The sequence below is a fragment of the Rathayibacter sp. AC182 genome (assembly GCF_979253875.1).
This window is the reverse complement of the sequence record NZ_CEEDEK010000005.1, coordinates 1,227,563-1,249,752: the sequence shown is the minus strand read 5'-3', so window position 1 is coordinate 1,249,752 and position 22,190 is coordinate 1,227,563. Positions and strand designations below refer to the sequence as shown.

Below are 22,190 nucleotides of genomic sequence, written 5' to 3'. Positions count from 1 at the left end.
CGCCGCGATGTTGGCCAGGCGCGCCGCCTCGAGCAGGAGCGCCCGCTGCCGCCGGGCGGTGATCGTGCCGACGATCGCGAAGACCAGCTCGGTCAGGGCGATGACGGCGAGGGCGAGCGCGATCGGCTGCGGGAACGCCGCCTCCGGGGAGTCGTCGACGAACTCCCAGGCCGACGCCGCCGTAGGAGAGCCGTCCCGGCGATCAGGCGCCCGATCACGCGGTAGAGCCGGCGCTGCACGGGGAAGTCGGCGCGCACGCCGATCGCGCGCTTGGAGCGGTGCGCGCGGAAGACGAGCACGCGCGACCGGCGACGGCCGCGGTGACGAGCACGTTCGCGAAGAGGAAGACCGACGGCGAGGCGGCCGTCAGGGCGATCTTGCCGAGCACGACGAGGACGCTGACGGGCACGCCGAGTCCGACGAGCAGCACTCCGCGCTCGTAGGTGTCGGCGAGGGTCCTCGCGGAGCCGGTCGGCCGGGCTCGGCACGACGATCGCCGTCGTCTCGGGCAGCACCTCGGGCCCCGTCATGCCGCTCCTCCCCCCGCCCGCGCGCGCAGGACACCCCATTCTCCGCCCTCGTCGGCGCGTTCCGACCCGCGGAGCGGCGCGACGGAGCCGCGCGTCGGCGCCGCGATCCGCCACGAACAGTCGTCCGCACCCCCGGGACCCCGCCGTTCGCGACGGACCGACGCCTCCGCGCCCCGACCGAGCGGCAGAGGCCGCGATCCGTCGCAGACGGTCCCCGGCGCCCCCGGAACCCCGCCGTTCGCGACGGATCGACGCGGCACCGGCGCCGCGAAACGCCCGCCCGGCGCTCAGCGCACCGAGTCCCGTCGCGAGCGCTCGCGCACCCGCTCGATGTGCGACCGCATCGCCGCGGCCGCCGCCTCCGGCCCCTCGGCGAACGCGTCGACGATCGCGCGGTGCTCGACGACCGCGTCGTCGGCGTCGCTCACCCCGGTCTGCACCGTCTGGCGCATGCGGTGCACGCGGGTCGAGATGGCCTCGGACATGTCGATGAGGAACGGGTTGTGCGTGCCCTCGAAGATGAGGTGGTGGAAGTTCCAGTCCACCTCGAAGTACTCGCGCAGCAGGTCGACGGGCAGGTCGCCGGTCGACGACGCGGCCCGCACCACCGCCGTCATCGCCTCGTGCTCGGCGAGCGCGCGCTCGAGGCGCGGCACCGAGTGCGGCCTCGTGCGCCGAGGCGAGTGCCGCGGCTCCGCCCTCGAGCACCACCCGGGCGTCGAAGAGCGCGTCGAGCTGGTCGTCGGCGAGCGGAGGAGCGACGCGGTAGCCCTTGTTGGCCACCCGGGTCACCAGGCCGGTCCGCTCGAGCTGCACGAGCGCCTCGCGCACGGGGGTCGGCGAGACGCCGAGCTCGCGGGCGACCGCGTCGATGGAGAGCCGCATGCCGGGCTCGACGCCGGGGCCGAGCAGCACGTCGAGGACGCGGTCGTAGACGTGGTCGCGCAGTCCCCGCCGCTCGATCGACTCCGAGCCGGTGAGTCGGAACACGGGGTCGGTCATGAGGCCCTCGCGGGGTGAGTGCTGCAGGAGGGGCGACGGCTGCCGGGGCCCGGGAGAAGCACGCATCCGCGGCCCGGCAGCCGCCCGATCACTCCCCGCCGGACGTCCCGCGCTCGTACTCGCGGATCTCGTCGACCTTCGCCGCCGAGGCGCTCGAGGTGTCGAAGACGTAGCCCAGCCACTCCTTCACGTTCCGGCGCGCGAGCTCCAGTCCCACGACGCGCTGGCCCATGCAGAGCACCTGCGCGTCGTTCGAGCACGCTGCGCTCCACCGAGTAGGAGTCCTGGGCGGTCACCGCGCGGATGCCCGGCACCTTGTTCGCGGCGATCGCGACTCGAGGCCCGTGCCGCAGATGAGCAGGGCGCGGTCGGCGTCGCCGCGCGCCACGATCTCGGCGGCGGTGGTCGCGACGGTCGGGTACGCCGTGTGCCCGTCGGCGTCCACTCCACGTCGACCACCGAGACGACGCGGTCGTCGGCCTCCGAGGTCGCGCTTCAGGGCCTCCTTGTAGTCGTAGCCGGCGTCGTCCGAGCCGATCACGAGTCTCCAGGTGGTGCTCACGGGGTCTCCTCCTCCATCGGGGTGGCGAGCCGTCGTCCGACGGTCTCGACGATCAGGGCCAGCGACACCGCTCCGGGGTCGGGGTGCCGAGGGACTTGCTGCCGTGCGAGCGCGCGCGGCCGAGGCCGGGCATCAGCTCGCTCGTCGCATCGGCCGCGGTGCGCGCGGCGACGGCCGCGGCCGCCCAGGCTCACGGAGCGGCGAGCCGGCCGCGACCCGCTCGGCGAGCGTCTCGGCGAACGGCACGAGCGCGTCGACCATGGTCTTGTCGCCGGGCGCCGCCTTGCCGTAGGCGCGCACGGCGTCGGAGGCGGCGGTCGCGCCCGCGCTCACCTCGGCAGCGCTGACGGGCCGGTCGTCGCCCAGCGCGTCGCCGAGGCTGCGCAGGATCACGCCCCAGAGCGCTCCCGAGGTGCCTCCCGCACGGTCCGACCAGGCGTCGCCGGCGCGTCGCGAGCAGCGAGCCGGCTCCGGCGCCCCGAGCCAGCACGGACCTCGGCCTCCTCGGCCGCCGCGCGGGCTCCGCGCTGCATGCCGATGCCGTGGTGCCAGTCGCCGTCGCCCGCGATCGAGTCGAGGCGCCCGAGCTCGTCGGCGTTCTCGTCGATGACCGTGCGGATCGCGCCGAGCGCGTCGGCCGCACGGGCCGCCGCCTCGCGCGACTCATCGCTCGCCTCGCCGAGCGCGGCCTCGGCGACGTCCTCGTCCGAGGCCGTGACGGCGGTCAGCGAGCCGGAGTCGACCGCGCCCGTGCGGTACGGGGGTGTCGGCCGGAGCCGACCACAGGGTCCTCGACTCGTCGTCGATCCAGAGCAGCGTCAGCGAGACGCCGGCCATGTCGAAGCTCGTGCAGAACTCGCCCACCTGCGGATCGACGAGGACCGCCCCGCGCGCCTCGAGCAGATCGGCGACGGTGCTGAACACGACGAACAGCTCCTCGCTCTTCACCGAGCCCAGGCCGTTGAGGATCGGCACGACGGGCGCCCTCGACGGCGACCTCCTCCGGATCTCGGCGTCGTCGAGCAGGTGCGCGACGAGCAGCTCGGCGAGCCCGGCCGCGCTGGGCACGTCGACCTCGTCGATCCCGGGCTCGCCGTGGATGCCGAGGCCGACGGCCATCCGCCCCTCGGGCACCGAGAACAGCGGCTCGTCGGCGCCCGGCAGCGTGCAGCCGCTGAAGGCGACACCCAGCGAGCGGGTGCGCGCGTTCGCGGCGGCGGCGACCCGCTCGACTCCGTCGAGGTCGTAGCCCGCGGCGGCCGCTGCTCCGGCGACCTTGAAGACGGTGAGGTCGCCGGCGATGCCCCGGCGTCGGTGCGCCTCGGCGGGAGGCGCTGAAGACGTCGTCCGTGACCGTGATGGTCCGGCAGTCGATGCCGTCGGCGCGCACCGCGTCCTGCGCCGCGTGCAGAAGTGCGGCACGTCGCTCCGCGTAGCTGCCGTAGCTGAGCAGCACTCTCGCGGCCCTGCTCGCTGGCGCGGATGACGGATTCGACCCGGTGCGCGGAGGGCGAGGCGAACAGGTTGCCCATCGCCGCTCCGTGCGCGAGACCGGGCCCCACCAGCCCGGCGAAGGCCGGGTAGTGGCCCGAGCCGCCGCCGATCACCACGGCGACCTCGGGCGCTCGGCGGAGCGGGTCGAGCAGCGAGACGCCGCCGTGCACCTTCCGCACCCAGCGGCCGTTGGCGCGGACGAAGCCGTCCACCATGTCGTCGGCGAAATCCGCCGGTTCGTTCCAGAGACGGGCCGCGTGCGCGTCGGCTCCTCATCATCGAGTTCTCCGGCCCGGAGGCCTGACAGACTCGATCCTATAGGATTTTTCCCCGACGAGACCAGGCAGTCGGTTACTCGCGCCCCACCGCGAGCGCTTCCTCCTCGACGTCGAGGAACGCGAGCGCGCTGACCACCGCCGGCTCCCGGTGCCGCCCCTCGGCGCGGGCCCGCAGCACCGCCTCCCGCTCGGCCGCGATCATCACCCGCCGCAACCGGTTGTACGAGTGCGTCAGCGCTCCGAGTCCTCGGCGGCCGGAGGGTTCTCGAGCGCGTCCGCGAGGAAGGTGGCGCCGCGCCGCAGCCGGTCGAGCACCCGCTCCTCCACCCCGTCCTGCGGCTTCTCGTCCAGCCGCGCGAGACCGGCGGTCTGCGCCTCCGCGAGCAGCATCTGCTTCTCGACGTGCTCCTGCATGTCGTTGGGCGGCGGCAGCTTCAGCACCCGGATCAGGCTCGGCAGCGCGAGACCCTCCACGATGCCCGCCACCACCACGAACGCGAGGAACTGCGGGAACTCCCGGCCAGCGGCGTCTCCTCGGGCAGGAGGAACGCGGCGGCCAGCAGCGTGACCACGCCGCGGATGCCCGCGAACGAGACCCCGATCGCCGTCGGCCAGGTCCGCCCGCGCTGCTGCAGCCGCGACGGACCGCGCCGGTAGAGCACGGTCGTCATGACCATCCAGCAGCACCCGGCTTGCCGATCAGCGCCCCGAGCAGGGCCGCGCTGATGCCCACGGTCTGCCAGAGGCCGATCCCGGAGAGTTCGGCGGTCGCCTCGACGACCGACGCGAGTGCTCAGCCCGATGAAGAGGAACGCCGCGTTCTCGAGCAGGAACTGGATCGTCCGCCAGTTCGGCGACTCCGCGATCCGCGCCTGCGCCGAGCTGGATCACCGGCGCCCGGAAGCCGAGGTACAGCCCCGCCACCGCGTGACCGCGCGAGCGCCTGGAGCCGTGCAGCAGCTGCGCGGGGATGAAGGCGAGGTGCGGGTCACGAGCGAGCAGGCTCGTGTCGAGCACCGAGGACCGCACCTGCTTGCGCACCGCCCCCAGCACCACGGCGACGACGATGCCGACTCCGCCGACGACCACGGCGAGCACGAAGTCGAGCGCGACCCCGCCCGGCGTGACCGTGCTCCACCAGGGCCAGGATCGACGCGTTCAGCGCCACGACGAGCGCGGTCGCGTCGTTGAGCAGGCTCGCGCCCTCGAGCACCGTGAGCATGCGCCGCGGCAGTCGGAGCCGCCCGGCGATCGCGGTCACGACGCCACCGCGTTCGTCGGAGCGACGATGGCGCCGAACGCGAGGGCCGCCGCGATCGAGATCGCCGGCACCACCGCCAGGCCACCGATCCGACCACGAGCATCGTGAAGACGACGAGGACCGACCGAGAGCAGGAGGATGCTGTCGCCGCGGGCGCGGCACGTCGAGCACCGAGGTCCGGATCGCCGCCGCGTAGAGCAGCGGCGGCAGGATCCCGAACAGCACCACGTCGGGCTCGACGACCACCTCGGGGATCCCGGGCACGAAACGAGGCCAGCGCGCCGACCGCGACGAGCGCGACCGGCGCCGACCAGTTCACCCGGCCCGAGAAGGCCGGTGACCAGGCCGGTGACGACGACGAGCGAGACGATCCAGACGATCGCGACGACCGGTTCCTCCACGGGGCCCTCTCCGCAGGCGCGTGCGGCGCGCCTCCGGGCACCATCATGGCGCTCGCGGCGGCCGCGTGGAGAGGGTCGCCCAGGCGGGTCAGCGGCGGGAGTCGTGCACGTCGCGCGCCTTCATCACCCGGGCCGAGTCGACGGGGTTCATGCCGAGCACGATCTTGCCGCGGGAGTGCCGCTTCTCCGAGGTCGTCGAACGCGTCCTGCACGAGGCCGTACGGGTAGAAGCCGGACACGAGCACGCGCAGCTTCTGCGCGGCGACGAGTCTCGACCAGCTCGCCGAGGATCTCGGTGTCCTGCGCCGCCGTCTCGGCATCGGGCCGAGACCGCTCGGAGCTCGATCTCCTTGCGGTCGTCGCTCGAGTCGGTACCGAAGCCGCCCTCGATGCCCAGCGACGCGGCGAGCCCGTCGTTGCCGCCGAAGTTGTCCAGGAACGCCGTGACGCCGCCCGGAGCGACCTCGCGGATGCGATCGGCGATGCCGTCGCCGTAGACGATCGGCTTCACTCCGATCTGGCGGAGGTAGTCGAAGTTGCGCCGCGCCGCAGGTGCCGATGACAGTCGCCCCGCGCAGCTTCGCGAGTTGGATCTCGGAGACTGCCGACCCCGCCCGCCGCGGCCGAGACGACCACCGTGTCGCCCGCTGCGACGTGCACCGCCTCGAGCGCGCGCCAGGCGGTCACTCCGGCGAGGAACAGCGCGCCGCCGACCTCCCAGCTGACCGAGGCGGGCTTGGGCACGAGGTTCTCCCGCGGCACGACCACGTGCGTGGCGTGCAGCCGACGAGGGCGTGGCCGACCACGTCGCTCTTGAGCTTGAGGTCCGTGACCCCCTCGCCGAGACCGACGACGACGCCGGCCAGATCGGTGCCCTGGCGCATGGGGAAGACGGCGGAGTGATCGGAGTCGAAGCGCCCCTCGCGGATGAACGCCTCCATGTGGTTCACGCCGGCCGAGAGCACCTCGACGAGCACCTCGCCCTCCCCGGGACCGGCCGGGGGGACCTCGGCCACCCGAGCACCTCGACCCCGCCGAAGCGGGAGTACTGGACCACACGGGCGGAGTCGGAGCGCAGACGGTTCATGGGCTCATCCTGTTCCTCCTCGGGCGAGAACCGGTGACCCCCGAACGGGGACGTGCGCCTCGCGGACAGCCGATCGGGCCGGACTAGAGGCAGAGGGACCCCGGATCGTGAGGGCACGAATGATTCGTGCGGCGACGAGTGGCAGGATGAACGGGTGGAACCGGACCCGCTCGCCCTGCAGAACCAGGTGTGCTTCTCGCTCGCCGTCGCTGCGCGCACCGCGATCGGCCTCTACCGCCCGGTGCTGGAGCCGATGGGCCTGACCCACCCGCAGTACCTCGTGATGCTCGCGCTGTGGGAGAGCAGTCCGCGCTCGCTCGGCGACCTCGGCGAGGCGCTGCACCTCGAGCCCGCGACCCTCAGCCCGCTCGTCAAGCGCCTCGGGACGAGCGGCCACGTCACGCGCACCCGCAGCAGCGAGGACGAGCGCCGCCTCGACGTCGCGCTCACCCCTCAGGGGCCGCACTCCCGCGAGCAGGCCCTGCAGGTGCCCCCGCAGATCGTCGAGCGCCTGGACCTTCCGCTCGAGGACCTCGTCGCGATCCGCGACAGCCTGACCCACCTCATCGGCGCCGCGTCCCGCACGCCGGCCGCCCGGCTGATCGAGTAGCCCACCCAGCGGGCGTATCGAGATCCCCGCCCTCCAGGAGTTGGTGGGTCTCGATACGCCGCGGTCCGCGGCTACTCGACCAGCAATGCCTTCCTGCTGGTCGATTAGCCCGCGCAGCGGGCGTATCGAGATCCCCACCCCTCAGGGAACGCGTGCCCCGACACGCGCCTCCGGCTGCTGCCCGACCAGCGAGAAGGCACCCGGGAACGGCCGAGGGCCGAGTGGGCGTGCACGGCACGGCCACTCGGCCCCTCGGTCGTTCTCAGAAGTACTGGCTCAGTTCGCGACTCGCAGCACGATCGCCGTGCTCGTGCCGATGTTGCCGGCCTTGTCCTGCGCCTTCGCGGTCACGTTGTACGCGCCGTTCGGGTATGCGGCCGAGCTCGTCGAGAGCGCCCACGAGCCGTCGGGCTGCTTCACTCCGTTGCCGAGCTTGGTGCCGCTCGCGTAGAACACGACCGCCGTCACGCCGACGTTGTCGTTCGCGGTGGCGACCAGGCGGATGGAGCCCGAGACGGTGGTGTTCGTGGCCGGCGAGGTGATCGTCGCGGTCGGCTTCTGCGTGTCCGGGGCCGTGGTCGGAACCGGGGTCGGAGACGCAGTCGCGGTCGGCGTGGCCGTGGGCGTCGCGGTGGGCGTCGCCGTCGGAGTCGCGGTGGGCGTGGCCGTCGGAGTCGCAGTCGGCGTGGCCGTCGGCGTCGCGGTGGGAGTCGGGGTCGGCTCCGGAGCGGCGGTCGTCGGCAGGGTGCTGATCGCGTAGCCGAAGTACTTGCCCGTGGTGGGGCGGGTCGGGTCGCCGGCGAAGGTGCGGCCGCGCTCGGCGCCCGCCTTGGCCTGGGCGATGACCTGGGCGCGGACCTGCGCCGGGGTCTTGCCGACGCACGATCCACCGGCGCTCAGGCAGTCGAGGACGACGCCGCTGACGGCCGCGGCCGACATGCTGGTGCCGGACTGGACGTAGGCGTAGCCGCCGCCGAGCTTGGTGGTGTACGGGCACATGCCGGGAGCGGCGATGGTGTGCGCCTGGTCGGCGGCCGAGACGGCGAAGTTGCTGTTGATGGCGACCGAGTCGTCCTTGGTGGTCACGTTCGCGCACGGCACGGCGGCGAGGGAGCCGGGCTTGCCGTCGTAGTTCGCGATGTTCGTGGCGGTCAGGACCTCGTCGTAGGCGGCGGGGACGGCGCCGGCGAGGTTCTTCGGGGTGGAGGCGTTGCCCGCCGAGCTGACGACGGTGATGCCCTTGCCCACGAGCTCGCAGACCATCTGGTGCATCACGTCGTTGTTCGTGCGGCCGCAGTTGCTGTCGTCGGCGCCGACAGCGGCGAGCGACATGTTGACGACCTTGATGTTGTTGGCGGCGGCGTTCTTCGACACCCAGTCGAGGCCGCAGACGATGCCCTCGGTGGTGCCCTTGTTATTCTCGTCGAGGACGCGGACCGAGTAGATCGGAGCGCCGGGGGCGACGCCCACCGTGCCCAGGCCGTCGTCGTAGGCGGCCATGTAGCCGGAGACCGCGGTGCCGTGCCCGTTCTTGTCGGACGCGTCTCCCGAGCCGAAGCAGTTGATCTGCTCCTTCAGGTTGTAGTCGGCGTTCGGGTTCACACCGGAGTCGATGACCGCGACGGCGGGACCGTTGTAGTTCGTGACGCCGTCGCCGGCGAGCACCGGGGCCTTGTCGGCCTCCGCGGTGAGCACGTGCGACGGGATGACCTGCGCCTGGCCCTCGACCACGACGTCGGCCGGAGCGACCGAGACGACGCGGGAGTCGGCGACGAGCGCGGCCTGCTGGCGGGCGGTGAGCGTCGCGGTGAATCCGGCGGTGCCTCCCTGGTACGTCACGTAGTCGGCGACGCCGAGCGAGCGGACGACCTGCTGCGAGACGGCGGTCGAGTCCACGGTGACCGCGTAGCTGACCGGCGGTGCCGGCGGCCTGGGCGGGAGCGGACCCGGCGACGGCGAGGCCGGCGACCACGGCGAGCGCCGTGGCGAGGGCTCCGAAGCGGCGGAGGAGGGACCCGGCCGGCGGCGCGGACGCCGTGGCGGAGGAGGGGGAGGTCAAGGAGATCCGTCGATTCTGTCGGCGGCGGGGCCGACGGGTCATGAGAGGGGTGCGAGATCGCGGGGCGCGGGCATCCACCGCGGCTGCGAGGCCGGGGAGGCGGCGGCTGGGGAGGCCGCGTCGAGCTGTGGCGGGCCCGTGGCCCGCCCACTCCCTCATCGGAGTGGCCCACCCATGACTCCAACAGAGTTCTCGGTTTTGCACAGCATCGCACGTGTACCCAGTACGGGGTAATTTCGCGCAGAAGCCCTGGGTCTGAGGAGGGTTTCAGACTAGGGAAGCCTGGGCGGGGGGCCCTGACCGACGATTGTCGAGGAAACCCCCGGTCACAGCCCGGGATCAGCGCGCTCACGGCTGCGGTTCCGGAGTCTTGACTGGTCCCGCTCACGGAGTAGTGTCGTCGCTCGTGACAAAACAGGGCCCCGGGTCCGACGCGGGGGAATCGCCCACCGACGCCGGTGAACTGCGCACCGCGAAGCACTTCTTCATCGGGGAGCCCCTCCCGAGCGACAAGCCTCGAGGGCCAGCTGCTCAAGAAGCGCCTCGCGCTCCCCATCTTCGCGAGCGACCCGCTCTCCTCCGTGGCCTACGCGCCGCAGGAGCTGCTGATGATCCTGCTCCTGGGCGGACTCTCGTTCCTCACCTTCGCGCCCTGGGTCGCCGCCTGCGTCATCGTGCTGCTGCTGGTCGTCGTGCTGAGCTACCGCCAGCTGATCCGCGCGTACCCTCGGGCGGCGGCGACTACGAGGTCGCGCGCACCAACCTCGGCGAGACCGCGGGCCTCACGGTCGCCTCCGCGCTCCTGGTCGACTACGTGCTCACCGTCGCCGTGTCGGTCGCCTCCGGAGTCGACAACATCATCTCCGCCGTCCCCGAGCTCGCCCCCCTGCGGGTCGAGCTCGCGATCCTCTTCGTGGTGCTGCTGGCCGCCGTGAACCTCCGCGGCGTCTCGGAGTCGAGCAGGGCGTTCGCGATCCCGACCTATCCTCTTCGTCGCGAGCGTCTTCGTGATGGTCGTCGTCGGACTCGTCCGCACCCTGCTGGGCGACGCCCCGGTCGCGGAGTCGGCGGGGTACACCGTGCGCGCCGAGGAGCTCACCCAGGCCGCGGTCGTCCTCCTCCTGCTGCGCTCCTTCGCGAGCGGATGCGCGGCACTCACCGGCGTCGAGGCGATCTCGAACGGCGTGCCCGCGTTCCGGGCGCCCAAGGTGAAGAACGCGCAGCGCACACTCGTGGCGATGGGCTCGATCGCGATCGTCCTCTTCGTCGGACTCACCGCTCTGGCCCTGGTCTCGGACGTGCACTACGCCGAGGACGCCTGCCACCTCGTCGGCTTCGCCGGGTGCGAGACCACCCGCAGCGCTCCGTCATCGCGCAGGTGGCGGCCGCGACCTTCGGCAACGGCTCGATCCTCTTCTTCGTCATCCAGGCGGCGACCGCCGCCGTCCTGCTGCTCGCGGCCAACACCGCGTTCAACGGGTTCCCGCTGCTGGGCTCCGTGCTCGCCCGCGACGGCTTCGCCCCGAAGTCGCTCAACACCCGCGGCGACCGCCTCATCTACTCCAACGGCGTGATCATCCTCGCCTTCGTCGCAGCGGTGATCCTGCTCGTCTACCAGGCCTCGCTGACCAGCCTGGTGCAGCTGTACATCATCGGCGTCTTCGTCTCGTTCACCCTCGGGCAGACCGGCATGGTGAAGCACTGGATCCGGCTGATCCGCGCCGGTGAGGGCTCGCGCACCGTCTACACGAGCCTCGGCATCAACCTCTTCGGAGCGACGCTGACCTTCGTCGTCCTCGTCATCGTCACGATCACCAAGTTCACCCACGGCGCCTGGCTCGTCTACCTGGTCATGCCGATCCTCGGGTTCCTGATGGCGGGCGTGTACCGCTACTACCGCGACGTCGAGAAGGAGATCGAGGTCGACCCGACCACGACCTTCGGCGCCAACGGCGACCACGCGATCGTCCTCGTGGGCCGGATGAACAAGCCGACCCTGAAGGCGCTGGACTACGCGATCGCCGCCCGCCACGAGACCCTCGAGGCGGTCCACTCCTCCATCGACGACGCCCAGACCGCGCAGCTCAAGGCCGACTGGGAGCGGATGGACATCCAGGTGCCGCTGCGCTGCGTCGCATCGCCTTACCGCGACATCTCGTACCCGCTGATCAAGTACATCAAGGCGCACCGCCTCGAGCACGGCTCCGAGATCACCACCGTCTACATGCCGCAGTACATCGTCGGCCACTGGTGGGAGTCGTTCCTCCACAACCACAAGTCGCGCCGGATCCGCCAGAAGCTCCTGCTGGTGCACGGCGTCACCGTGGCGCTGGTGCCCTGGCTCCTCGATTCCTCCGAGCTGATCTACGGCCGCCGCTCGCGGCCGATCCCGGGCCAGGCGCGCCGCGGCGAGCCCGTGCGCCCGGTGACCCGTCGGCCGATCCCGCCGGCCTCGGTGCTGCCCAAGGGTGCCGCCGGCGAGGGGCGCCGCGCAGCACGTCCCGCTCGGCCGCCTCCGTGCGCACGAAGAAGGGCGGCAAGCGCCGCTGATCCGGTGCAGAACATCGGCTGAGAGGGGTGGCTGACGGCTGTCAGCCCTCGGCCGCCCCCTCTGACCGATGTTCTGCAGGCACTCGCCGCCGCGATCCCCGCGAAGTCGGGCGCGACTCCCCGGAGACGGACGCGACTCCCCGGAAACAGGTAGAGGGCCCGCGGCCTGCAGCCGCGAGCCCCCGATTTCCCCTTGTGCCTTCCCCCGAAGGCGGCCCGCCCCAACGGGCCGTGATCGACGCTATCGGCGGGCTATGGACCCGCGCATCCTCCTCACGACGGATCCCTGCCCGCCGCGGGGAGGGGTGCCGGGAGCACGAGGCGCCAGAGGAGGGCGATGGAGAGGAGGGCGGCGCTGGTGCCGAGGACCGCGAGGATCGCCGCGTCGACCACGTAGGGGCGGTAGTCCGGCTCGAACGGATCCAGGCCCGTGCCGGCCAGCACGACGCCCGCGGGCACGACGGCCGCGACCAGCACCACGGTCCATGCTGCGACGCGCACCGGTCCGCGGCCGTCCGAGGGCACGGGGTGCGGGCGCCGGGTGACGTACCAGACGACCGCGCCGATCCCCAGGCCCAGCAGCCCGAGCACTCCGCTCGCGTACTGCGCCCACTTGTAGCCGGGGAACGGGCCGAAGGACTGCTGCAGCGCGGGCACGGCGGCCACGAACGGACCGCCGAGGTGCGTGAAACCGTCCCACAGCACGTGGGTGGCCGCGCCGATGACGATGCCCGCCGCAGCGAGGAGCGACGCGGTGATCCAGGCCCGCGTGCCACGCGGTCGCGGCCGTCGGGGACGCAGCCGCACCCGCACGATCCACGGAGCGAGATCGCGCCAGGCGGGCTCGAGCAGCAGCGCCCAGAGCAGCAGCCCGAGGGCGCCGAGCGCCAGGTCGACCGACACGATGCCCGCGAGGGAGTGAGTCGCCTGCCGCGCCGCCGTCCACGGCAGGTAGAGGCCGATGTCGGGCATCACCGCTCCGGCGGCGACGGCGCTCGCGGGGATCCGGCCGTTCGAGAAGGCCAGAGCGACGACGGCGTGGCTCGGCGTGAACGGCATGCCTCACGCGTATCCCGCGCCCGCCCCGTCCCGCCCGGCCGGGACGCTCCGCGACCGCTGCGCGACGCGGATCCGCCGATCGCCCCGGGCCGCCCGCCCGGAGACCTCCGAGGAGGGCGACCGTAGAATCGCACGGACGTCCGGCCCGCCGGACTCAGGTGACGACGGATCGGAGCGGGTGTGCGGAAGGCGTTCGCGATCCTCCGACTCGCGCTCGCGGGTCTGGGCGTCGTGGGCCTGATCGCCGACTTCCTCTACACGCTGGGCTTCCGCGCGTTCCAGATCGACAACTTCTTCGCCTACTTCACCACGCAGTCGAACATGGCCGGGGTCGTGCTCCTGGGCCTCTCGGGCCTCGTCGCGCTGGCCCGCCCCCGCGAGCCGCGCTGGCTCAGCACGGTCCGCGCGCTGGTGCTGACCTACATGGTCGTGTCGGGCATCGTGTTCGGACTGATCGCCGTCGAGGCGGGCAACCGCGGAGTGCGCGTCGACGTGCCGTGGTCGAGCGCGCTGCTGCACTTCGTGATCCCGACGCTCGCCCTGCTCGACTGGATCCTGGGACCCGGGCGCCGTCCGGTGCCGTGGCGCGGGGCGCTGACGGTGCTCGGCTTCCCGATCGTCTGGGGGTGATCACGCTCGTGCGCGGCGCCCTGATCGGCTGGTACCCCTACTTCTTCCTCGACCCCGACCAGGTCGACGGGCCGGTGATGTACGTCGTCTACGACGTGATCGTGCTCGGGCTCATCTCGGGCATCGCGGCGTTCGTGATCGCGCTCAGCCGGGTGCGGCCGCTCGGCGCCGCGCAGACGGCGGAGTGGCGGGGCGGGTTCTCGAGGCTGCGCGAGCTGCTCAGTCGGGGACGACGGCGAACGGCTCCAGGGCCGTCACCGCGACCGTGAGCAGCTCCTCGTCGCTGAGCGACTGGAGCGACAGGGCCTGATCCGCGCCGACGAGCCCGATCAGCACGGCCTCGCCCGTGACCGGCTGCAGGTTCACCCACTCGGTGATGCCCGCCTCCGAGCCGATCAGCGACCAGCGCACGGCCGATACGGCGTCGGAGGTCGGCGTCCCAGAAGGACTCGTCGAAGCGCAGCCAGAGCGACTCCACGACTCCGGAGCCGATCGCCGCGATCGCGGTGCGGTGCGCGAACGGCAGCGGCGGATCGAACACGATCGCGTCGGTCTTGAGCACGCCGATCGGCACGGTGACCAGGACCCGGTCCGCCGAGAACGACTCCCCGTCGCGAGGCGGACGCTCGCGCCCTCCTCGTCGTAGCCGATGCCGCTGACGACGGCGCGCAGCGAGACCTCGACGTCCTCGAGCAGCGTCTCGACGAGCGGAGCCAGTCCGTCGGTGATCACCGCGTCCTCGCGCTCGGAGTCGTCGTCGAGCTCCTCCGCGGTGGTCGCGGCCGACGCGTCGCCGAGCCCGTACCAGGAGGAGAGCTCGGCCGCCGCCGCGCCCGTCGTGAGCGCCGCACCGCCGGCGAGGTGGGCCGCGACCCGCTCGGGCTCGCCGTCACCGCTGCCGGGCTCGGCCTCGGCGGGGTCGGCAGCACCGGATTCCGCGAACGCGACGGCGAGCGGCACGTCCTCGGACTGCTCGGCGCCCCACTCCAGCGCCCTGGTCAGCGCGTCGGCGCCGGTCGTGCCCGCGTCGACGACGGAGCCGTCCGCCGCGATCGAGCGGATCGTCGCCAGGTCGATCGGCGACGTCGTGACGCCGGCGTCGAGCACGCTCTCGCGCAGGGCGGGGCCCGCTCCGGCGAGCGCCCACGCTCCGCTGTCGACCGCCACGGGCCAGCCGTCCGGCTGCGAGGTGGCGATGCGACCGCCGGTGCGCTCGCGCGCCTCGACCAGGGTGACGTCGTAGCCGGCGTCGACGAGGCGGCGGGCGGCGACGGCTCCGGCGAGGCCGGCGCCGATGATCGCGATGCGCTCGCCGTCGGCCGCGATCGCGGCGATCTCGCCGGCCGCCCGCACGCCCGAGTTCCACGCCCCCTGCAGGGTGCCCGGCGCGGAGGAGTCGGTCGCCTCGCCCGCGAAGAACACCCGGTCGAGCACGTTCTGCGCGAGATCCTCGCGATGCTCGGGGGTCGCTCCGACGGGCAGGTAGGAGGTGCTGCCGAGCGCGTACGGGTCGGTGCCCCAGGCGGAGCGCACGAAGGCGGAGGGCGTCGGCACGGCGGTGGTGCTCGGCGTCGGCACCGGGGCCTCCGTCACGGAGCGGGTCGGCGTCGGACGCGGCGGAGTGCAGCCCGCGAGGACCAGGAGGCCGACCCCGTGGCGGCTCCCGAGAGGAAGGTGCGGCGTCCGATCGTCATCCCCGACATCCTACGTTCTCGCCTCCGGGCGCGGCCCTCGGCTGCTGCGCCGCCCCTGCCCGGAGGCGGGCGTCCGCCGCAAGGCCCGGCGGACGCCCCGCCGCGAGTGGTAGACCTGGACCCATGAGCAACGACATCCGCGAACTCGCCGAGGGCGAGAGCTACCTCGCCTTCTTCCAGGGCGGCCCCTTCGACGGGCAGACCGAGACCCGCGTCAGCACCGACGGCGGCTACGAGAAGGAGGTCGACGTCTACGCGGCCGTGGACGGCCAGGAGACGCACCTCGTCTACACCGCCGTCGCCGCGAAGGAGGTCGGCGAGTCGGTCCACGTGACCTTCACGCTCGACGCCCCCGACTCCGACCCGATCGAGGACCACGAGGACCGCGGCGGCGGATTCCAGTAGTCGCGACATTCCAGGGACGCCGTCCCGGCCTGGCCGGGGCGGCGTCCCTCGTTCTCTGTGACGAAGCATGACGTCCCCCCTGCGGGTGTCATGGCGGCACGTCTACGATCGCCGCTGGAGCGGCCGAGCAGCGGGCGCCGGACGGAGACGACGATGCCCGCGACCACGACCCCACGATCGGCGAGCAGTCCGCCGAGTTCACCACCGGATTCACCGCCGCCATCGGCGACGACCTCGCGGCCGTCTTCGCGGGCGAGCAGGCCGACCTCGTGTCGGCGGGCGTCCCCGACCACGCCGTGTCCGCGGGCGACGAGCTGCCGGACGCGACGGTCCTCACCGTCGACGGCGAGCCGGTCGCGCTCTCCTCCGCGCTCGGCGCCGGAGCCGCCGTGCTGGTGTTCTACCGCGGCGCCTGGTGCCCGTACTGCAACCTCACGCTGCGCCACTACGACGCCACCCTCGCCCCGGCGCTGCGCGAGCGCGGAGTCGCCTTCGTCGCGATCAGCCCGCAGAGCGCCGACGGCTCCCGCTCGACGGGCGACGGCGAGCTCGGCTTCACCGTCCTCTCGGACCCGGGCAACGCCCTCGCCGGGCGCCTGGGCATCGTGACCGCGCCCAGCGACGCCGCGATCGAGGCGCACACCTCCCTCGGCTTCGCGGTGAAGGACTCGAACGCGGACGAGACCCCCGCGATCCCCTTCCCCACCGTGCTCGTCGTCGATGCGGGGCGCGTCGTGCGCTTCGCCGACGTGCACGTCGACTACACGACGCGCACCGAGACGGCCGAGATCCTCGCGGCGGTCGACGACCTGGCCTGACCCTGCCGGAGCGGGAGGGGGCTGTCAAGCCTCCCTCCCGCCCGGGCGTCCTCCCCATCCGGCTCCCTACTCTTCTTCGAAGCACCATCGACGCCGAGGGTCGGCGCCGGAAGGAGAACTCACCGATGACCGAGATCACCGCGCACCACGGACTCTTCAAGGACACGAACCTCCACGTCGACGACACGGGCGGATCGGGACGCCCGGTCGTCCTGATCCACGGCTGGCCCCTCTCGGGCGAGTCCTGGTCGGAGCAGGTCCCGGCGCTCACCGCGGCCGGCTACCGCGTCGTCAGCTACGACCGCCGCGGCTTCGGACGCAGCGACAAGCCGCTCACCGGCTACACCTACGACACCCTCACCGAGGACCTGCACGCGCTGCTCACCGAGCTCGACCTGCAGGACGTCACGCTCGTCGGCTTCTCGATGGGCGGCGGCGAGGTCGCCCGCTACTTCTCGAAGTACGGCACCGAGCGCCTGCGCAGCGTCGTGTTCGCGTCGGCCGTGCCGCCGTACCTGATGAAGGGCTCGGACAACCCGGACGGCCCGCTCGAGAAGTCCCAGGCCGCCGAGATGACGGCCGGTCTCACGAAGGACCAGGACGCGTTCTACGACGACTTCACGACCCAGTTCTTCTCGGCGGAGGGCACGCTCGTCGTGACGGAGCAGCAGCGCCAGGACGCGCTCGCGCTCGCGAAGCAGTCGTCGAAGGTCGCCGCGCTCGCCTGCATGACGGCGTTCGCGACCACGGACTTCCGCGAGGACCTGCCGCTCGTCACCGTCCCGACGCTCGTCATCCACGGCGACAGCGACGCGACCGTGCCGTTCGAGGGCTCGGGCGCGCACGCACGCGGCGATCCCCGGCTCCGAGCTGCACGTCGTCGAGGGCGGCCCCCACGGCGTCAACGTCAGCCACGCGGAGGAGTGGAACGCCCGCGTCCTCGAGTTCCTCGCGAAGTAGGCGGCGGCACCTCCTCCCCCTCGCTGATCGAGTAGGCCGCAGGCCGTCCTCGAGATCCCGCCACTCCTTGAGACGCGGGTCTCGATACGCCCCTGCGGGGCTGCTCGACCAGCGAGGCGGGGCCGATCCCCCTCTCCTGCTGATCGAGTAGGCCGCAGGCCGTCTCGAGATCCGCCCGCCCCCGGGGCTCAGCCCTTCTCGGCGCCCTCCGTCGTGTTCATGATCCGCTTCTGGAAGACGAAGAACAGCACCGCCACCGGGATCGACATCAGCACCGCCGCCGCCAACTGCAGCGGGTACTGGTTGCCCGTGCCCAGCTGCCCCGAGACGAGCGAGGCGACTCCGGTCGTCAGCGTGTTCAGCTCCGGCGACTGCCGCGAGACCACGAAGTGCGAGAACTCGTTCCACGAGCCCTGGAACGACAGGATGAACAGCGTCACGATCGCCGGCCGCGCCATCGGCACCACGATGGAGCGGAAGGTGCGGAACACGCCGGCCCCGTCGATCCGCGCGGCCTCCTCGATCGACAGCGGGATCGAGTCGAAGAACTGCTTCATGATGAAGATGCCCGCCGCGTCCACGATCAGCGGCACGATCATCCCGGCGTAGCTGTCGTACAGACCGAGCTGCTTGAGGATCAGGAACCGCGGGATCAGCAGCACGACCGCCGGCACGCTCATCACTCCGATGAACAGCGCGAACAGGAAGCCCCGCCCGCGGAAGTTCAGCCGCGACAGCGCGTAGCCCGCGAGCGAGTCGAAGAAGACGCGTCCGACGGTGACGAACACCGTCACGATGACCGAGTTCAGCGTCCACAGCGGCAGCGGCACATCGGTGAAGAGCCGCTCGTACGAGGCGAAGGACCAGGTCGCCGGGAGCAGCGACAGAGGGTTCGAGGTCGCGTCGGCGTCGGTCTTGAACGACGACGCGACCGAGATCAGGAACGGGTAGATGTACACGAGCGCCAGCGCGATCAGCAGCAGGTAGCCGCCGATCAGCGAGGCACGGCCGCGGGCCCCGAGGTGCACGCGGCGGCGCGGGAGCGGCGCGGCCGGCGTCTCCTCGGCGGTGCGGGTGCCGGAGTCGATCAGGGTGCTCATCGCACACCTCCCGTGGTGAGGGTCGTGGCGGCGTCGGCCCGGGCGGCACGGCGGCGGGTGCGCGGCTCGCCCTTGTCGCGCAGCAGCGCCCGCTGCAGCAGCGTGAGCACGACGATGATGAAGAACAGGATGAACGCGGATCGCCGCGCCCTGGCCCCAGCGGAGGTCCGTGAACGAGGACTCGTACGCGAGGAACGCGGGCGTGAGCAGCGTCTTGCCGGGCGAGCCCCCTCCGGTCAGGTAGATCTGGTCGAAGACCTGCCACGTGCCGATGAGGCCGAGGGTCAGCACCGTGAAGAGCGTCGGCTTGAGCATCGGCAGGGTGACCGAGAAGAACTTGCGCAGCGGCCCCGCCCCGTCCATCAGTGCGGCCTCGTCGATCTCGGCTCCGATGTTCTGCAGCGCCGCGAGGAACAGCAGCATGAAGGTGCCCGAGGTGGTGAAGATCGCCATCGTGATCAGCACGCACATCGCGACGGAGGGGCCCGACAGCCAGTCCCACCAGGTGAGGCCGAGCGGAGCAGCGGCGGCCAGCGGACCGGAGCCGTCGACGCCGACGGCGCCCAGCGCGCTGTGCAGGATCCCGGAGGGGTCCGCCATCCAGGTCGGACCGTCGGCGCCGAACCAGCCGAGCACCGCGTTCACGACGCCCGAAGCGCTGAAGAGGAACAGGAAGATCACGGTGATCGCGATCGAGGACGTGACGGAGGGGAAGTAGAAGGCGGTGCGGAAGAAGCCGCGCCCGCGGAGGATCCGCCGGTTCACCTGCACCGCGAGGAACAGCGCGAGGGCCGTCTGGAGCGGCACGACGAGCAGCACGTAGTAAAGGTTGTTGCGGATCGCAGTGCCGAAGTCCTTCTGCGCCAGGCCGGGCTCGGTGAGCACCGCCTGGTAGTTCTCTCCGCCGACGAACTGCGCGGTCGGTCCCAGCGGGGAGCCGAGGCCGTTCCAGTTGCTGACGCTGACCCACAGGGCGAGGCCGATGGGCAGCACGAGGAAGACGCCGATGACGAGGATCGCGGGGAGGGTGAAGAGCCAGCCGTAGCGGGCCTCGTGCCCGCGGATGCCGGAGCGGCGCCTGCGGGCGGGTGCGGGGGCGGTCATCGATGCGTCTCCTTCGACGTGTCGGGGGCGGTCTTCGTGAGGACCGCCGTGCCTCGGGGAGGAGGGGCCGGGGCGGGGAGCCCCGGCCCTCCTCGCGCGGCTACTTCGCGTTCGCGGTGTCGAGCGCGTCCTGCAGGTTCGTCTGCAGGTCGGCGAGGATCGCCTCCGGGTCGCCCGACGCCAGGCCCTCGAGGGCCGAGTTGAAGTCGGTGATCACGGTGGCAGCGCCCGCGAAGGCGACGGGGCTCACGGCGTAGTCGTTGCCGGTCACGAACGCGGCGTTCTCGGGGTACTTCGTCGCGTACTCCGCAGCACCCGACTCGGTCGAGGGGATCACGCCGAACGCGTCCGAGAAGGCGAGCTGCTGCTCGTCCGCGGTCAGGGACTCGACGAGCGACTGCGCCTGCTCCGCCGTCTCGCTGCCGACCGGGATGCCCCAGCAGTTGCTGAACGTGAAGGTCGACTTCCCGCCGGGGCCCGCGGGGAGCTCGGCGACGGTGTAGTTCACGTCCGGGTAGTCGGCCTCGAGCGCGCCGTTGATCCACGGACCCTCGACGACCATCGCCGCGGCGCCCTTGCCGAAGGCCTCACCGGCCCAGCCGGAGTCGAGGTCGGCGGGGAACTTCAGCGTCCCGTCGGTCAGCAGCTTCTTCACCTCGGTGAGTCCGGCCACGTTCTCGGGGGTGTCCGCGGTGACGGTCTCGCCGTCCTCGGACAGCAGCGAGCCGCCGGCCTGGTTCATGAAGGTGCCGATGCGCGCGTACTCGGCGCCGAAGGAGAGTCCGGTCACTCCGTTCGCGGTGAGCTTCGCCGCAGCCGACTTCGAGGCCCGCCCAGTCGGTCGGGATGTCGGCGTCGGTGAGACCGGCGGCCGCCCAGAGGTCGGTGTTGATGACGAGACCCAGCGTCGAGAAGTCTTTCGGCTCGCAGTAGAACTGGTCGTCGTAGGTGAACGCCTCGCGCAGCGCCGGGTAGAACGCGTCGGCGTTGCCGGCGTCCTGGGCGTAGGGCTCGAGGTAGCGGTTGCTCGCGTAGGTCTGGAACTGGTCCCAGCTCATGTAGAAGAGGTCGGGCGGGTTGCCGCCCGAGAAGCCCTGGCCGAGCTGCTGGGTCAGATCGCTCGCGGCGACGACCTCGACGGTGGTGCCGTTCTCCTCGCCCCAGGCGTTCACGGCGTCGGTGACCGCGGTCGTCTCGGCGTCGCCGGACGATCCGATCATCACCGTGAGTCCGGCGTCGGACGACGAGTCGGAGGAGGAGCCGCCGCTCGAGCAGGCGGCGAGCGTGACCGCGAGGCCGCTCGCGAGGATCGCGGCACCCCAGCGTGCCGCGGTGGAGGTGGTTGTCATGGCCTGACCTTTCGTGATCGGGAGGCGCACCGGGAGGTGCTCGGGGCTGTGGGAGTCAGAGGTGGAGGGGGTCCGCACGACGAGGTGCGGCTCGATGAGGCGGTGGGCCTCTCCGGCGGCGAGCTCGCGGTGCACGATGTCGTCGCCGTGCTCGCCGAGGAGCAGCTCGAAGGCGCCGGCGGCGACCGCACCGAGGTCCTGCTCGACGCTCGAGAGGCCGACGGCGGCCGCGACCGGGGTGTTGTCGAAGCCGACGATCGAGAGGTCCAGGCGCCCGACGGCGACGGCGGCCATCGAGGCGCCGAGCGCGAGGGAGTCCGACACGCAGACCAGACCGTCGACCGCGGGGTTCGCCTCGAGGAACGCGATCGCGGCGGACCGCGCCTGCTGCACGTCGTCCTCCGCCTCGGCCTGCAGCAGCGCGACTCCGGGAACCGCTCCCCCATCACCCGCTCCCAGCCGCTGCGGCGGTCGTCGCCGGTCGCGGATCCGCTCGGCCAGCCGAAGAACGCGAGCGTCTCGCATCCCTCGTCGGCGAGGTGGCGGCTGGCCTGCTCGACCCCGGAGGCGCCGTCGACGTCGACCCAGAGGTGCTGCGGATCGCCCTGATCGTCCAGTCCCAGGGGCGCCCGAAAGGTGACGAAGGGCACGCCCTGCTGGCGGAGCCACGCGGTGCGCGGGTCGCCGTAGAAGGTCGAGGTGAGGACGAAGGCGTCCACGTCGGCCCCGTCGCGGAGCCGTCCGATCTGCGCGATCTCGTCCTCGGGGGTGCTCGCCGTGTAGAGCAGGATCCGCATGCCGCGGGCGTCCGCCTGCTCGGTGACCGCGTGGAGGAACCGGTCGAGCAGGCTGCCCGAGATGCCGTCGAGCACCCGGTCCATCCGGACCCCGATGGTGCCCGACTTGCGGGTGCGCAGGCGGCGGGCGGAGGCGTGCGGCCGGTACTTGAGATCGGCGATCGCCTTCTCGACGCGCTCGCGGGTGGCCGGACGCACGATCGACGGGCTGTTGAGCACGTTCGAGACGGTCTGGCGTGAGACGCCGGCAGCGCGGGCGACGTCCTCGACGGTCGGCAGTGCCATGCGTCCTCCTCGACGGGTCCCGGTGCTTTGATCGTTCAAATCGTGCGCGGACCGCTGATTTGATCGATCCAATCTGAGTGCTACATTACCTCCGACCGCGGTGCTGTCAACCGGCAGCCACCGACGGACCGATCCCCCGGGCGCCGCACGACGCG

General features: G+C 72.2%; 19 protein-coding genes and 9 pseudogenes. 7 read left to right on the top strand and 21 right to left on the bottom strand.

Features of this window, described 5'->3' with window-relative positions; all coding sequences use genetic code 11:
* Positions 1–92 precede the first annotated feature (92 nt).
* The 13 genes and pseudogenes from AC0CII_RS17675 to AC0CII_RS17615 all read right to left on the bottom strand — a co-directional run bounded on the left by AC0CII_RS17675 (position 93) and on the right by AC0CII_RS17615 (position 6,544).
* A complete protein-coding gene (locus tag AC0CII_RS17675) occupies positions 93–530 on the bottom strand; it encodes a hypothetical protein (RefSeq protein ID WP_465231126.1) in 438 nt (145 codons plus the stop codon).
* A gap of 287 nt (positions 531–817) precedes the next feature.
* Complete coding sequence (locus AC0CII_RS17670) at positions 818–1,186, bottom strand: FCD domain-containing protein (protein WP_465230978.1); 369 nt, start codon at positions 1,184–1,186, stop codon at positions 818–820.
* A gap of 163 nt (positions 1,187–1,349) precedes the next feature.
* A pseudogene (locus AC0CII_RS17665) lies at positions 1,350–1,415 on the bottom strand (hypothetical protein); the annotation flags it as partial.
* 205 nt (positions 1,416–1,620) lie between these two features.
* Positions 1,621–2,073: pseudogene (locus tag AC0CII_RS17660) on the bottom strand (RpiB/LacA/LacB family sugar-phosphate isomerase).
* Between the two features lie 17 nt (positions 2,074–2,090).
* Positions 2,091–3,803 (bottom strand): annotated as a pseudogene (locus AC0CII_RS17655) (dihydroxyacetone kinase family protein).
* Between the two features lie 136 nt (positions 3,804–3,939).
* Positions 3,940–4,071, bottom strand: coding sequence for a hypothetical protein (locus AC0CII_RS17650; RefSeq protein ID WP_465230190.1), 132 nt, complete (start codon positions 4,069–4,071; stop codon positions 3,940–3,942).
* A 26-nt stretch (positions 4,072–4,097) separates the two neighbouring features.
* On the bottom strand, positions 4,098–4,340 hold the full coding sequence (locus tag AC0CII_RS17645) for a hypothetical protein (protein ID WP_465230189.1): 243 nt from the start codon (positions 4,338–4,340) through the stop codon (positions 4,098–4,100).
* Positions 4,313–4,537, bottom strand: a complete 225-nt coding sequence (locus AC0CII_RS17640) for a hypothetical protein (protein WP_465230188.1) — start codon at positions 4,535–4,537, stop codon at positions 4,313–4,315. Before AC0CII_RS17640 ends, AC0CII_RS17645 begins: the two co-directional genes overlap by 28 nt.
* A gap of 28 nt (positions 4,538–4,565) precedes the next feature.
* Positions 4,566–4,964 carry a hypothetical protein gene (locus tag AC0CII_RS17635; RefSeq protein ID WP_465230187.1) on the bottom strand — a complete coding sequence of 133 codons (399 nt, stop codon included), beginning with the start codon at positions 4,962–4,964 and terminating at the stop codon, positions 4,566–4,568.
* Positions 4,855–5,127, bottom strand: a complete 273-nt coding sequence (locus tag AC0CII_RS17630; RefSeq protein WP_465230186.1) for a hypothetical protein — start codon at positions 5,125–5,127, stop codon at positions 4,855–4,857. The genes AC0CII_RS17635 and AC0CII_RS17630 overlap by 110 nt, the downstream gene beginning before the upstream one ends.
* Entirely contained in the window at positions 5,124–5,528 is a 405-nt protein-coding gene (locus tag AC0CII_RS17625) for a hypothetical protein (protein ID WP_465230185.1), read from the bottom strand. The genes AC0CII_RS17630 and AC0CII_RS17625 overlap by 4 nt, the downstream gene beginning before the upstream one ends.
* 88 nt (positions 5,529–5,616) lie before the next feature.
* Positions 5,617–6,039, bottom strand: a complete 423-nt coding sequence (locus AC0CII_RS17620; protein ID WP_465230184.1) for a hypothetical protein — start codon at positions 6,037–6,039, stop codon at positions 5,617–5,619.
* A 172-nt stretch (positions 6,040–6,211) separates the two neighbouring features.
* The gene (locus AC0CII_RS17615; RefSeq protein ID WP_465230183.1) at positions 6,212–6,544 is read right to left on the bottom strand and encodes an alcohol dehydrogenase catalytic domain-containing protein; all 333 of its coding nucleotides are present in this window, start codon (positions 6,542–6,544) and stop codon (positions 6,212–6,214) included.
* A gap of 225 nt (positions 6,545–6,769) precedes the next feature.
* Between AC0CII_RS17615 and AC0CII_RS17610 the strand changes: the two genes are divergently transcribed.
* Positions 6,770–7,225, top strand: coding sequence for a MarR family winged helix-turn-helix transcriptional regulator (locus AC0CII_RS17610; RefSeq protein ID WP_465230182.1), 456 nt, complete (start codon positions 6,770–6,772; stop codon positions 7,223–7,225).
* Between the two features lie 276 nt (positions 7,226–7,501).
* On the opposite strand, the gene AC0CII_RS17605 is transcribed toward AC0CII_RS17610, so the two are convergent.
* Positions 7,502–9,121 carry a S8 family serine peptidase gene (locus AC0CII_RS17605; RefSeq protein ID WP_465230181.1) on the bottom strand — a complete coding sequence of 540 codons (1,620 nt, stop codon included), beginning with the start codon at positions 9,119–9,121 and terminating at the stop codon, positions 7,502–7,504.
* 626 nt (positions 9,122–9,747) lie between these two features.
* Between AC0CII_RS17605 and AC0CII_RS17600 the strand changes: the two are divergent.
* A pseudogene (locus AC0CII_RS17600) lies at positions 9,748–11,856 on the top strand (APC family permease).
* A 251-nt stretch (positions 11,857–12,107) separates the two neighbouring features.
* Here AC0CII_RS17600 and AC0CII_RS17595 read toward each other — a convergent pair.
* Complete coding sequence (locus AC0CII_RS17595) at positions 12,108–12,893, bottom strand: DUF4184 family protein (protein WP_465230180.1); 786 nt, start codon at positions 12,891–12,893, stop codon at positions 12,108–12,110.
* 180 nt (positions 12,894–13,073) lie between these two features.
* Here AC0CII_RS17595 and AC0CII_RS17590 point away from each other — a divergent pair, with 180 nt between their 5' ends.
* Positions 13,074–13,523, top strand: a complete 450-nt coding sequence (locus AC0CII_RS17590) for a Pr6Pr family membrane protein (RefSeq protein ID WP_465230179.1) — start codon at positions 13,074–13,076, stop codon at positions 13,521–13,523.
* Positions 13,520–13,792: a Pr6Pr family membrane protein gene (locus AC0CII_RS17585; protein WP_465231125.1), complete on the top strand. Its 273-nt coding sequence runs from the start codon at positions 13,520–13,522 to the stop codon at positions 13,790–13,792. The genes AC0CII_RS17590 and AC0CII_RS17585 overlap by 4 nt, the downstream gene beginning before the upstream one ends.
* A gap of 218 nt (positions 13,793–14,010) precedes the next feature.
* Here AC0CII_RS17585 and AC0CII_RS17580 read toward each other — a convergent pair.
* Positions 14,011–15,077, bottom strand: a pseudogene (locus AC0CII_RS17580) (FAD-dependent oxidoreductase); the annotation flags it as partial.
* 263 nt (positions 15,078–15,340) lie between these two features.
* On the opposite strand from AC0CII_RS17580, the gene AC0CII_RS17575 reads away from it, so the two are divergent.
* The 3 genes and pseudogenes from AC0CII_RS17575 (at position 15,341) to AC0CII_RS17565 (ending at position 17,400) form a co-directional block, all read left to right on the top strand.
* Positions 15,341–15,622: a hypothetical protein gene (locus AC0CII_RS17575; RefSeq protein WP_055789301.1), complete on the top strand. Its 282-nt coding sequence runs from the start codon at positions 15,341–15,343 to the stop codon at positions 15,620–15,622.
* A 269-nt stretch (positions 15,623–15,891) separates the two neighbouring features.
* Positions 15,892–16,440, top strand: coding sequence for a peroxiredoxin-like family protein (locus AC0CII_RS17570; RefSeq protein WP_465230178.1), 549 nt, complete (start codon positions 15,892–15,894; stop codon positions 16,438–16,440).
* 125 nt (positions 16,441–16,565) lie between these two features.
* Positions 16,566–17,400, top strand: a pseudogene (locus AC0CII_RS17565) (alpha/beta fold hydrolase).
* A 188-nt stretch (positions 17,401–17,588) separates the two neighbouring features.
* Here AC0CII_RS17565 and AC0CII_RS17560 read toward each other — a convergent pair.
* The 5 genes and pseudogenes from AC0CII_RS17560 to AC0CII_RS17540 form a co-directional block, all read right to left on the bottom strand.
* A complete protein-coding gene (locus tag AC0CII_RS17560; RefSeq protein ID WP_465230977.1) occupies positions 17,589–18,500 on the bottom strand; it encodes a carbohydrate ABC transporter permease in 912 nt (303 codons plus the stop codon).
* Positions 18,501–18,728: 228 nt separating this feature from the next.
* Positions 18,729–19,604 (bottom strand): annotated as a pseudogene (locus AC0CII_RS17555) (carbohydrate ABC transporter permease); the annotation flags it as partial.
* Between the two features lie 100 nt (positions 19,605–19,704).
* Positions 19,705–20,394, bottom strand: a complete 690-nt coding sequence (locus tag AC0CII_RS17550) for an extracellular solute-binding protein (protein WP_465230177.1) — start codon at positions 20,392–20,394, stop codon at positions 19,705–19,707.
* Between the two features lie 100 nt (positions 20,395–20,494).
* A pseudogene (locus AC0CII_RS17545) lies at positions 20,495–21,478 on the bottom strand (extracellular solute-binding protein); the annotation flags it as partial.
* Between the two features lie 470 nt (positions 21,479–21,948).
* Positions 21,949–22,035, bottom strand: a pseudogene (locus tag AC0CII_RS17540) (LacI family DNA-binding transcriptional regulator); the annotation flags it as partial.
* Positions 22,036–22,190: the final 155 nt, after the last annotated feature.